The following is an 11,397-nucleotide window of genomic DNA, read 5'->3' as shown; positions in this document are numbered from 1 at the left end:
CGGCGACGCCCCCCGTGGGGAGCGCCGCCCCAAGAGCGACGGCGCCCGCCATGGCGGCCGCCGTTCCCCGTGCCAACCTCATGTTCTCCTCCTGGATCGATGGGTTCCAACCTCCTCCAGGGGCTTCCGCTCGTGCATCACGCCTTGGGCGGGGCTGTGCTCTGGCCCTTCCAGGGGATGCGCGCCCACCCGCGCGGAAGTTGTCCACAGACCGCTAAGCGATCTTGGTCGAGGGCGCGCATGCTGGCGGCATGGACATTCACCTGACCTTCAGCAAGCCGCAGGAACACGACGGACGGCCGGTCTGCGAGCTCGGCCTCTCCGCCGACCGGCTCGTCATCGGTGACGGAACGTTAAGAGCACTCGACAAGGGATCCGTGGTCGGCGAGGCCGCCCTCGACGACATCGCGGTGATCGACCTGCCGGGGCGGCGCTCGGTGAGCACGCTCCGCGAACGCCACCCCAACGCCTACCGTCCCTGGACGTCCGACGAGGACACCCGGCTGCTCGCCCTCCTCGACCAGGGCGAACCGCTGGAGTCCCTCACCGAGCGGCTCGGGCGGGGCAAGAACGCCGTCCTCGGCCGCCTCTACAAGCTGGGGGCGTTCAAAACCTGATCCGGCGCGGCCGCCTGCTCCTGGACCCGAGTTGCCGCCTGCCGCATCGCGGTGCGGCCGTCCCGACCTGAGAGGGGGCTCCTACCCCCTGGGAGCCCCCTCTCAGGTCTCCTGGAGGCTCCCTCTCAGGTCTGTAGCCGGTCTTCGCTCCGCTCTCGCCGTGGCCGCTCAGGCCTCCTCGGTGAGGGAGGCGAGGAGGCCTGACTCGGCGGGAGAGCGGCGGCTGGGCGGGAAGCCCAGGAGGGACTCGGCCAGGGCGTCGTTGCCCGAGTAGGCGGCGTCGGCGTCGAGCAGCGCCGAACCGTCCCAGAGCACCAGCATCGTGGAGACCGTATGAGAGGCCTTGTCGCTGTGCATGTCGTAATGAGCCGCCATGGGGACCGAGGAGTACGAGGCCCACAGGTCGTGTCCCGTCATGAAGGTGTCCAGGCCGAACTTCACGGTCAGGCCCAGGAGTTCGGGCTTGTAGCGGTCGTCGATGCCGGCGAACGCCTCGTCGAGCGCGATCATGCGGGGGCAGGTGTCCTTCGCCGACGAGTAGAGGGCGTTGGCCGCGGCGAACAGCGGCAGGTGGATCGCCGCGGACTTCTCGCCGCCCGACATCTGCGAATGCTTGGCGCGGGTCAGCGTGACCTCGTCGCCGTGCGGCTCGGCCAGACGGAGCTGGAACTCGAACCACGTCCGGTAGTCCACGACCGCCCGCAGCGCCTCCAGGTAGCTCGCCCGGGTGTACTGGGCGCGGTGGGCGCGGATCATCTCGCGGAGCAGGCCCCGCAGCTCCGCCAGGCCCTCCGGGCCGAGCGCCCCCGTGTCCCGGGTGAGCAGGTTGGCGACGGCGCGCTGCCGCTCGTCGAGCTTGTCCGAACGCGCCCACCGGATGCCGACGGTGCTGCCCGTCGACATCGGCCGGGACCGGGTGTCGGCGTCCATCCCGCGCACCAGCTCACGCGCCAGCCGTACCCGGTCGTGGATCTGCTGGGCCAGGCTGCTCAGCAGCTCGTCCTCCAGGACGGTGCGCTCCCGCTCGTCCAGCAGGAGGCTCTGCTCGACCAGTCGGCCCGCGATCCGGTCGGCGAACGCCGGGACCGAGCCGCGGCCCTCCACGTCGAGGACCTGGACCACGACGACCTCCCCGGCGTCCAGTTCCAGGCGGTAGTCCTCCTCGCACTGGTCCAGGGCGTCGCTGAACTCCTTCAACGCGTCCGCCATCGCGTCACGGGTCGACTTGCGGGCGTTCTCGCCGATCGGACGGCCCGCCGGGAGCGCCGCGCGGTAGGCGTCGAGGATCCGCGCCGCGGCGGGCGGAAGCACCTCGCGGACCGCCTCCTCCGGCGCGCGGCCCTCGACGATGAGCGCGACGGTGCGGGTGCCGAGCTCCTGGGCGGTGCCGAGGCGACCGGGCCAGAGCTCGGCCGCTCCGACACCGATGACCTCCCGCAGATCCGGGCGGGTGAACGGGGCGAAAGCCGCGAGCTGCTCCAGCAGCACGTCCCATGCCTCGTCCATCGCCTGGCTCCCGTGCTCGACGGCGGCCTGCGCCTTGACCAGCGCGTCGTGCTCGGCCGAGACCGCCGAGTCGTGCTCCGACCGAGTCGACTCGGCCTCCCGTATGGCCCTCTCGGTCTCCTCGACCTGCCGCAGGACCTCCTTCAGGGAGGAGCCCAGAGCCTCGGCGCGGGCCGCCAGCCGCTCCTCCAGGACGGCCAGCGCCGCACGCCGCTCGTCCAGGGAGTCCTCGTCCTCGGCGTTCTGCGCCTCCAGCCGCTCGACGGTGCCCCAGCGCGAAGCCAGGTCCCGTTCGAGTTCCGCGATGTCCTCCTGCTCCCGAAAGAGCAGTTCGCCCGCCGCCACGAAGTCGTCGACCGCCTGCGCGACGAGGGCCAGGCCCTCCTCCGTCGCGGGAAGGTCCCGTTCGGCGGCGAGCCGGCGCACCCGGCGTTCGGCTGCCTCCTTCACGGCGGCGGCCTCGTCCAGCGCCTTCTGCGCGGCCGAAGCCGCCTCCCTCGCCTGGCCGAGCAGCACCGAGCCGCGTTCCGTCTCCTTGAGCGCGCGCAGCACCGGTCCGACGTCGGGCAGCGCCCTCCGTGCCGCCGACAGGTCGTCCAGAACACCGCGCAGGCGCTCCTGCTCCCGGCGGATCTCCCCCTGCTCCTCGCGCAGCCGTTCGACCGCCGCGTCGCAGGCCTCCAGCCGCGCCCGCCTGCGCTGTGCCCGATAGGTGGCGCCGATGTACTCGGGGCGCTCCTTCGGGCGGGCCCCCACCCGCACCCCGAACGAGAACCGCCCGTCCGTCCCGACACCCGGCACGGCCGGGTCGTCCCCGTCGACCAGCGCGACCGACGCCAGCACCGCCTCGATCGCCTCCACCGGCACCGCCTCATGGCTCTCCGGCAGCAGCACGTCCGCCAGGGACCGCCCCGCCACCGGTTCCCCCGGCAGCAGGAACCCGTCCGCCGACCGCGCCGCGTAAGCCTTCCGCGTGCTCTCCGCGCAGGGATGCACCCAGGCGGTCAGGATCCCCGCCCCGTCCAGTGCCCCTTCCAGCCCCGCCGCCTCCGCGTCGCTCAACCCGTCCGCGAACCGCACGACCTGCCAGAAAGCCGCACCTTCACGTCCTTCCCGCCCTTCCCCGCCCACCGGCACGGGCGGCGCGTCGTCCCGCTCCGCAGCGATCTCCGCCCGCTCCGCCGCCAGCCCCCGCAACTCCTCCGCGACGGACTCCCCCCGCGCCCCGAGCTCCGCCACCCCCGTGATCGCCGCGACCCGAATCTCCTCGGAGAGCTCCGCGAACGCCTCCCCCAACGTCGCAGCCCCGGCCTCCCCCACCCGCTCCAGCACCGCGGCCAACACCCCTACCGCAGCCCCGGCGCCCCTACCGCTCCCGACAATTCCAGCGCCTACGGCGTCCCCGCCGCTCTCGGCGACCCCAGAGACCCCAGCGACCTCGGCGACCTCGTCTTCCCCGACACCGCCAGCGGCCCCGGCACCTGCGGCACCCGTTCCGATCTCGACGACCCCAGCCGCCCTGTTTCCTCCAACGCCATCGGCAGCCCCGGTGCCTCCGGCTTCCCTGGTGCCCCCAGTGCCCCTGGTGCCCCTGGTGCCCCTGGTGTCCCCGGTGTCCCCGGTGTCCCCGGTGTCCCCGGTGTCCCCGACCTCTGCGGCGTTCCCGGCATCTGCGGCGTTCCCACTGCTCTCGGCAGTTTCAGTGGTTCCGTCGTTTGCAGGGGTCTTAGCGCTTCCGGTGGCTTCGGCGGATTCGGTGGGCCTGTCGTTTGCGATGCTTTCGGGGCCTCTGACGATTCCGCCCCATCGGACGCCCCACTCCTCCAGCCGCGCGGCGGTCTTTCTCCGTGCGGCCTTCAGCTCCTCCTCGGCTCCCGCGGTCTCTTCTTCCCTCTTCAGGAGCTCCTCGCGGGCCTCCTTCAAGCCGGTCTCGGCCCTCCGCCGCTCCTCGTCCGCCTTTTCCAGCTCGCTCTGTCCTCGCCGCACTTCGGCGAGGTCCTCCCGGCGGACCGCGGCCCGGCCGCGAACCGACTCCAGACCTTCCCGCAGGCGTTCGCTTCCGCCTTCGGCCTCGGCCGCAGGAGTGGGCGGGGCGGGGTCGGTGGGGATTCGGGCGGTGTGGGCGGCTTCGGTGAGGGTGGTGTGGTGATGGGTGAAGGTGGTGCGTCTGGTGGTGAGGCGGGTGGTGGCGGCCTCGGCTTCGGTGCGGAGGGTGGCGGCGTGGTGGCGGGAGTTGGTGAGGCGGGTGAGTTCCTTGGTGAGGTGGTCGGTGGTGTCGGTGATCTGGCGGCGGAGGTGGTCGAGGTCGGTCTGGGCGCGGTAGGCGTCGTGTTCTTTGAGGGCGGCCAGGCGGGTGGTGAGCTTGGCCAGGTGGTCGGTGGTGGTGGCGCGGGCCTGGTCGGCCGCCTGCTTGGCGGCGGTGGCGCGGGCGGTCTCGGCGACGGCGTCGCGCAGGGCGGTGCCGTGGGCGACGGCCTGGGCGGTGCGGGCTCCGACGCGGTCGAGGTGGAAGCGGGTGTGGACGCGCAGGTACTCGCGGTAGTGGTCGAGGAAGACGCGAACCGCGTCACCGGCGTGGCTCAGGTCGTCGTGGAGGCGCTGCACGGCGGCGAGGTTCTCGAAGTCGCGGGCCGCCTGGTCGACGAGGGACTCGTCGACGGGGCTCAGGCCGGCCGTGAGGGTGGCGGAGACCTTCACCGGATCGAGGTCCTTGGCCAGGAGGGGGCGGCGGAGCGCCAGCAGCAGGTCGAGCAGCTGGTTGTAGCGTTCGCGGCCCAGCCCGAAGAGCCGGTTGTCGACGAGTTCGCGGTACTCGGTGGCGGTCTTGGCGTACGAGCCGGGCTCCAGCGCCTCGCGGAGGCGGCGGTCGGTGAGGGGGCGCCCGTCCACGGTGAGCAGCCCGAAGTCCACGCCCAGCCGCTTGGACGTCACGTAGAAGGACGTGACGACGCCGTCGCGGTGCCGGTGGGCGCGCAGGCCGATCACCAGCGTGACGGTCTCGCCCGACGGGGCGAGGAACTCCATCCAGACGTAACCGTGCTCGGACTCCTGACCCCGGTAGAGCAGGTTCGACTTCATGGTCCGGTTGTCGCCGGAGAACGGGTCGAGCCGCCGGGCGTCCGCCACCCCGTCGAGCACGAACGGGAACAGCACCTCCAGCGCCTTGGTCTTGCCCGAGCCGTTGTGCCCGCGCAGCACCAGCCGCCCGTCGGCGAAGACGAACTCCTCGTCCACGTAGTCCCACAGGTTGATCACTCCGGCGCGCGACGGCTTGAACCGGGTCATGCGGGCGTTTCCTCCAGGCTGAGCTGTCCCCGCTCGGGCAGAGCGAGGGTGATGTTGCGATAACGAAAAGCGGCGGGCAGCACGAGGACACCGCCGTCCGCAGGCCGCAGCAGCCGCAGGTCGGCGAGGAACGCCACCGCCGCCGCGAGCAGCCCGGACGGATCAGCCTGCCAGACACTCGTGAACGACGCGGCCCCGAACTCCGCGTACAGCTCCCGAACGACGCCCTCCAGCCGCCCCTCCGACACGAACCAAAGCCCCTCCCCACCAGCACCAGCACCAGCACCAGCACCAGCACCAGCACCAGCACCAGCACCAGCACCAGCGGAGAACGCCTTCGTCCGGTCCGCCGTCCCCGACGACGCCCCTCCCTCGAACCCGCCTGTCCCCGACCCGCCTTCTACAACCGGTTCCTCCGCAGGACCGCCCACCTGCGACCCACCCGTCACCGTCGGATCCACTTGGGAACCGCCCCCAGAAAGCGGCCTTCCCGCAGCCCCACCTGCGTGAGCCCCACCCGTCGCCGGCTCACCCACTTGGAGCACGCCCGTGGAGACCGGTTCTGCCGCAGACGCACCCATCTCAAGCCTGCTCGCCTCCGACACACCCGCCTCAGGCTCTCCCGCCACAGGCAGACCCGCCTCGTGCTTGCTCGCTGCGGACTCGCCCGTCGCGAGCGGGTCCGTCGCAGGCGTATCCGCCTCAGGTGTGTTCGATGGGGGCTTGCCGGTCCGGGACGTGGGCGTGGGGGGCGGGTTCGTCGTGGGGGTGGCCGTCGTCGTGGGGGTAGTCGTCGGGGTGGGGGTGGGTGGGAGGGGGGATTCGGGTGGGGCCCAGGCGAGGCCGGTGGCTATGCCGTGGGTGGGGAGGGCGGCGTCGATGCGGGTGAGCAGGGCGGCGTCGGGGGTGTGCGGGGTGTGCAGGGTGGGGGTGGGGCGGGGGAGGTCGCCTTCTTCTATGAGGTCGGCTATGGCGGCGAGGAGGAGGCCGGCGGCGCGGTTGACGGCGCCGCCCTGGCCGGGGAAGGGGCGGTCGGTGAAGCGGCCGGAGGCGTCTGCGAGGAGGATGCCCTCGGCTCGGTGTTCGACGGTCAGGCCGGTGAGGCGGGCCAGGTCCTCGGCGGCGCGGGGGAGGGCTTCGGCGAGTTCCGGGCGTACTTCTGCGAAGTAGACGACGGGGTGCTCGACGAGCAGGCGGCGGGCCTCGCGCAGGACGTCCGGCATGCCGGGGTGCAGGAGGCCCGCCGCGCTCGTCAGGTGCTGGACGGGGCGGGCCGGCTTGTACAGGGCCGTGCAGATCTCGTGGTCGATGTCGTAGAGGGCGTCGCCCGTACGGTCGTCGCGCGCCCACGACTCCAGTGAGCCGTCCGACAGGCGCAGCGCGCCGTGGTCGACCAGCCAGTCGATCGCGTCGACGAGCGCCGCCTTGTGCGCCGCGACGGTCGGCTCGAATCCCAGGCCTTCGACGGCGTTGGCCGTCGGCGTCACGAGCCGCACGAGGTCGGCCAGGCTGATCTCCACGCGGGACCGCTGGAATGTCGCCAGCACCAGGCACAGGTACGCCAGCCGTCGCCGGTCGAACGGGCGCCGGTTCCGCGCGAACAGCTGCCCCTGCGTGGCGTCGAACGCGTCCAGCCGCCGCACCAGCCGCACCAGGTGCGTCGTGGCGATCAGCTGGTAGCCGAAGAGCTCCCGGAGATCGTGAGCGAGCTGATCCGACCACCGCAGCACCTGCTCCAGCACCCCGGCCCGCGGCCGTGACGCCGTGATCAGGTCCCGCGTCAGCACCTGCCGCACCGCCCGCTGGTAGTCCTCCAGCTCGGCCGGCTCCACCCCGACGGCCACCATCTCAGCCGACCTCCACCCGAAACACCCGCAAACCGCCCTTCACCCCGCCGAGCATCCAGAAAGCCCGCAACTCCCGCAGACCACCCCTTGCTTCACCGAGCACCTGGGAAGTCCGCAGCGCCCTTAGGCCGTGCCCCGCTCCGCCGAGCGCCCAAGGAGCCCACAGCACCTGCAGACGGTTCCCCGTCCCACCGCGCGATCCGACACCCTGAAACGCCCACAACTCGTCCTTCGCCCCACCGAACGTCCAAGGAGACCGCAGCATCCACAGCCGGCCCTCCATCCCGCCGAACGCCCAAGAAGCCCACAGCACCTGCAGACGGTTCCCCGTCCCACCACGCGATCCGACACCCCGAAACGCCCACAACTCATCCTCCGCCCCACCGAACGCCCAAAGAGACCGCAGCATCCACAGCCGGCCCTCCATCCCGCCGAACACCTTGGAAGACCGCGGCGCCCGCAGGCCGTTCTCCGCTCCGCCGCGCGCCTCGAAAGCCGGGACCGCCCGCAGGACGCCCCCCTTTCCCCCGGGTGCTCCGGAAGCTCGAAGCGCCCGTGGCCCGTCTTCCGTCCCGTTGCGCTGCGGGAAGGGGCGACGGGCGGGAAATCGCTCTTTCTCGGCTACCGGATACAGGGAGCCCGGTTCGGGCGGGGACGGGGGCATGTCAGTGGATCTCCAGGTGGAAGCCGGGGAGGTGGAGGGTGCCCGCCTCGGTACGGACCGTAGAGCCCGCCTCTGACGGGATGAGGCGGAGTTCCACGGTGTCGTCGGCGCCGGCGCCGTGGGTGAGGCGGCCTGCGACGACCGTGCGGGCTTCCAGGGCGCGGGTGAGGAGTTTGAGGACGACGCGGGTCTCGGGTTCGGTCAGGACGCGGTCGTGGGGGCCGCGGCGGGACAGGGAGGCGGCCGCTTGCTTGTCGACGGCCCGCTGCTCGAACTGGGACCTGCGCAGTTCGGCGCGGATGCCGCGGTTGACCTTCACGGGCTGCGGGAGGCCGGGGGTGGGGGCTCTGCCGGTACGAAAGAGGCTGATGGACAGTTCGATGCCGGGGGCGTCCCACCAAGTGGCGCGGGTGGAGATCTGTTCGTCGTCGTCGTGGGCTCCACCGAGGTGGCGGGCGGAGCGGAGGTTGAAGGCGGCGGACATCAGGGCGTGGGCGGACTCGTCGTCGGGGGTGTGGAAGACCCATTCGGCCAGGTGGCGGAGCTGGGTGGAGCGGTTGACGCCGCCGCGCTGGGCCTCGGTGATCTGGCGGAGCAGGGCGATGACCGCGGAGACCGCGGTACGGGTGGCCTCGCGCAGGTCCGAGGCCTTGGAGTCCTGCGGGGAGAACCATTCGCGGAGCGCGGCCCAGCGGCGCTGCCAGTCCTCCATCTTCTCGCTGGTGTGGAGGAACAGGCGCTCGTCGGCGTCCGCCGCGCGCGACAGCAGCGTGTAGACGCCGGTCTCCTCCACCCCTTGGACGGCTTCGGCCAGCCGCGGAAGGTACCTGTCCAGCTCCGTCATGAAGTCGCTCATATGGGTGAGCAGCGCGTTCTTGTAGGTGAGGAACATCTCCGTGGACGTGTCCGTGGAGCGGATGATCTCGCCCAGCGTGACGTGGAACTGCGCCGAGCGCCGCGCCATGTCCTCCATGGCCGCGTCCAGGCGGCTGATGCGCCGGTACACCTGATCCCGGTCGCCCGCCCGGTTGGCGACGGCCAGCGCCCGCAGATCGTCGAGGACGTCGGAGAACACGAGCCGGGAGAGGTTGGCGTCCCGGACGCGCGCCGCCAGCACCTGCTCGACCGCCGTGTACGCGCGGTATCCCAGCTCGCTGAACTGGTAGACGGACTGGCGGTTGCGGTAGCGCGCGAGGCTCCCGGCGCGTGAGGCGTCCTCAAGGCGGTGGACGACGCCGTCCTCCGCGAGCGCGTCGAGCTTGTCCCGCAGTCCCCGTTCGTCGAGCCTGTCCCCCTCGGCGCCCTCCCCGAGGACGCCCTCGTGCGCGATGACGAGCTCGTTCAGCGCCGCCGCCACCTGCTCGGTGTGCACGCGCACCTGGTGCACCGAGCGCAGCCTGTCCATCGCGCGCAGGACCCGCAGGTACGCCAGGTGGTCGTCGCGACGCGTGAAGTTGAACAGGCGGAACCTGTCGCCGATCGCCGATCCGTCCAGACCGGCGCGTCCACCGGCATCAAGCGCACCCCGAGCTTCCACCCGTCAAGAGTGCCCCATTTCCGCATGTGGTCGTGCGGACTCCGGGCAGGCTGGCCGGTGGGCGATCGCCGGAGTGTCGGTGGCGGGTGGAAGGGTGGGGCCATGGACCAGCGGATGCTGGGGAAGGTGCGGGCGCTGCTGCAGAAGGCGGAGTCCACCGAGTTCCCGCAGGAGGCCGAGGCGCTCACCGCCCGCGCCCAGGAGTTGATCTCGCGGTACAACCTGGACGAGGCGCTGGTGGAGGCGGGCCTGGGCGGGGTGCGGCCGGACGGGCGGGCCGTCGCGGTCGCCCACCCGTACGCGGGCCCCAAGGCGATGCTGCTGCACGTCGTGGCCGAGGCGAACCGCTGCCGCTCGGTGTGGCACCGCGAACGGGGCGAGGCCACGGTGCTCGGCTTCCCCGCCGACCTCGTGGCGGTGGAGCTGCTGTTCACCTCGCTGCTCGTCCAGGCGACGAGCGCGATGCTCCAGGCGGGCAGCCGTCAGGACGCCTCGGGCCGGTCCCGTACGAAGTCCTTCCGCCATTCCTTCCTGTCGGCGTACGCGCTGCGCATAGGCGAGCGGCTGAAGGAGGCGACGGAACGCGCCGTGCGGGAGAACCCGTCGGCCGAGCTGCGGCCCGTCCTGGCGTCGCGCAACGCCGAGGTGGAGCGCTCGGTGGCCGAGCGCTTCCCCCGGCTGCGCCGCTACCGGGGCGGCTCGCCCACCAACACGGACGGCTGGCTGCACGGCCGGGCGGCGGCCGATCAGGCCGCTCTCGGCCAGGCCGAGCTGTCGGACCGGCGACGGGCCCGGGGACGGGGATAGCATCGCACGGTGAGTAACCGACCGGACACCGGAACATATCTCTGCGTCTCCCTCGACCTCATGGTCGAGGTGGCCGATCCGGAGGCGCTGCAGGCCGCCGCCCTCACCGATCTGCGCTCCCGCGACCTCGACGCCGGGGAACGCGACACCCAGCTGGCCCAGATCACCGCCGATCCCACCGGCGCCACGGCGCTGCGCTGGCTCATCACCCCCGACGACATCCTCGGCCTCGTCGACCGGATCACCGAGATCGACCCGGTCGAGGCGGTCCTGGAGATCAGCGAGTCCGAGGGCGCCCTCGCCCCCGAGGAGGACTGACGCCCCTCCCCCGCGCGGGCCGCCGGGGAGGGCACACCCGGCGGAGACGTCCCGTGGGGACGTGTCAGGCCGGGCGGAGCACGCCCGCAAAGCGGGGACGGCCCGGAAGGGCAGGGCGCTTCTGGGCGGACGAGCACGCCCGGGAGGGCGGGGGGCTCCCGGCGGAGCGGCTCACGGCCAGGGGGGACAGGCGGGACCGTGACCTGTGGGTGGCCGCTCCGGGCGGGTTCGGTGGGCCGTCAGGCGCGCTTGAGGCGCCAGACGGTCTTGGAGACCAGGCCGGACTGCTTGACGGTCTGGCGGATGGTGAGGGACTTGCCCTTGCAGGTGTAGCGGGCGTCGCGGGGGACGACGCCCATGTCGCCGTTGCGGCGGACCTCGCGGGCGACGTTGAGGTTCTGGGTGACCAGGCCGGAGCGGATCATCAGGGTGGCGTCGCCGCGCGCGGTCTTGGGCTTGCCGGTGAGACCGCCCTGGGCCGACCCGGTGAGCTTGGTCTTGATGGTGAGCTTCTTGCTCAGGGTCAGCGTCGCCTTGGTCGGCACGCCCTTGACCCTGCCCGAGCCGGTCATCGGCTTGGATCCGGTGAAGTCGTAGGTGGCCGTACCGCTCTTGGGGAGTTTCAGCTTGATGCCGGCGCCGCCCTTCAGCTTGAACTTCAGGTCCTTGCTGTCCAGGTCGGCGCTGGCGGAGGTCACCTTCCAGGAACCCGTCCAGCACTGGGGGGCGGCCGTGGCCGCGGAGGCGGACACCACCGCCGCCGCCGTCGCACCGAGAATGATCGCTCCAGCGGCTGCCGCTGTACGCATGTCGTCT

Annotated in this window: 7 protein-coding genes; 3 read left to right on the top strand and 4 right to left on the bottom strand. The window is 72.2% G+C overall.

Features of this window, described 5'->3' with window-relative positions; genetic code table 11:
- Window positions 1-251: 251 nt before the first annotated feature.
- Window positions 252-617, top strand: coding sequence for a hypothetical protein (locus ABD140_RS13325; RefSeq protein WP_344240428.1), 366 nt, complete (start codon window positions 252-254; stop codon window positions 615-617).
- A 168-nt stretch (window positions 618-785) separates the two neighbouring features.
- On the opposite strand, the gene ABD140_RS13320 is transcribed toward ABD140_RS13325, so the two are convergent.
- The 3 genes from ABD140_RS13320 to ABD140_RS13310 form a co-directional block, all read right to left on the bottom strand.
- A complete protein-coding gene (locus ABD140_RS13320) occupies window positions 786-5,408 on the bottom strand; it encodes an SbcC/MukB-like Walker B domain-containing protein (protein ID WP_344240426.1) in 4,623 nt (1,540 codons plus the stop codon).
- Window positions 5,405-7,255: a DUF2398 family protein gene (locus tag ABD140_RS13315; RefSeq protein ID WP_344240424.1), complete on the bottom strand. Its 1,851-nt coding sequence runs from the start codon at window positions 7,253-7,255 to the stop codon at window positions 5,405-5,407. The genes ABD140_RS13320 and ABD140_RS13315 overlap by 4 nt, the downstream gene beginning before the upstream one ends.
- A gap of 665 nt (window positions 7,256-7,920) precedes the next feature.
- Window positions 7,921-9,456, bottom strand: coding sequence for a TIGR02677 family protein (locus ABD140_RS13310; protein WP_344240422.1), 1,536 nt, complete (start codon window positions 9,454-9,456; stop codon window positions 7,921-7,923).
- A 102-nt stretch (window positions 9,457-9,558) separates the two neighbouring features.
- On the opposite strand from ABD140_RS13310, the gene ABD140_RS13305 reads away from it, so the two are divergent.
- On the top strand, window positions 9,559-10,263 hold the full coding sequence (locus ABD140_RS13305) for a DUF2786 domain-containing protein (RefSeq protein ID WP_344240420.1): 705 nt from the start codon (window positions 9,559-9,561) through the stop codon (window positions 10,261-10,263).
- A gap of 9 nt (window positions 10,264-10,272) precedes the next feature.
- The gene (locus tag ABD140_RS13300) at window positions 10,273-10,581 is read left to right on the top strand and encodes a hypothetical protein (RefSeq protein WP_344240418.1); all 309 of its coding nucleotides are present in this window, start codon (window positions 10,273-10,275) and stop codon (window positions 10,579-10,581) included.
- Window positions 10,582-10,820: 239 nt separating this feature from the next.
- On the opposite strand, the gene ABD140_RS13295 is transcribed toward ABD140_RS13300, so the two are convergent.
- Window positions 10,821-11,390 (bottom strand): hypothetical protein, encoded by a 570-nt coding sequence (locus tag ABD140_RS13295; protein WP_344240416.1) that lies wholly within the window; start codon window positions 11,388-11,390, stop codon window positions 10,821-10,823.
- Between the last annotated feature and the right edge of the window lie 7 nt (window positions 11,391-11,397).

Source organism: Actinocorallia libanotica (genome assembly GCF_039525175.1).
GTDB lineage: Bacteria > Actinomycetota > Actinomycetes > Streptosporangiales > Streptosporangiaceae > Actinocorallia > Actinocorallia libanotica.
The sequence above is the reverse complement of the archived record's forward strand: the minus strand, read 5'-3'. Positions and strand labels throughout refer to the sequence as shown.